Source organism: Kamptonema sp. PCC 6506, assembly GCF_000180455.1.
In the GTDB taxonomy this organism is placed as follows: Bacteria; Cyanobacteriota; Cyanobacteriia; order Cyanobacteriales; family Microcoleaceae; genus Kamptonema; species Kamptonema formosum.
Window position 1 is genome coordinate 1 of record NZ_CACA01000017.1, and the last position, 524, is coordinate 524.

The following is a 524-nucleotide window of genomic DNA, read 5'->3' on the forward strand; positions in this document are numbered from 1 at the left end:
ATAACATTTTCTGCTGATTTTAGATAATCCGAATATTCATCTTTATTTGCTGTGTAAGTAATGGTATAAGCTCGATTATTCTTGACAGTCCAAACTTGCATTTTCTTGACATTATTTTCTTCTTCTTTAGTAGTAAAAACAACTTTATGAGCTTTGGTATTAGCAAGCATAGCTGAACCGTCCTCTAAAACCTTAGTATCTTGGTTGCTCTCTTTTATTTGGGCAATGGATATTTTTGTATATTCATCAAGAGACATAGGCTTTGAAGATAAATCATCTACAGTAACAATAATATCTTCTGGATAAATATCTGAATTGCTTTTCTTAGGTGAGCGAAACGTAACTATATTCGGATCGAAATAACCTTGACGTTCTTTCTTTTCCCATTCTTGAGGATATTTTATACTAAAACCATTTTCAGGATCTTGATAGAGTAATAATTTTTCTGGTGTAGTTTGAGGCAGAAATTTGGGAACGATCGCGGCAAGTGCGATCGCGGCTCCAACCCCCGCACCAATTAAAAC

1 protein-coding gene is annotated in these 524 nt (G+C 34.5%); it reads right to left on the reverse strand.

All coding sequences use genetic code 11. The annotated features are described in order from the left end of the window. Positions 1-524 (reverse strand): PsbP-related protein (locus OSCI_RS00995; protein ID WP_039961466.1); only part of this gene is annotated, 524 nt, incomplete at both ends.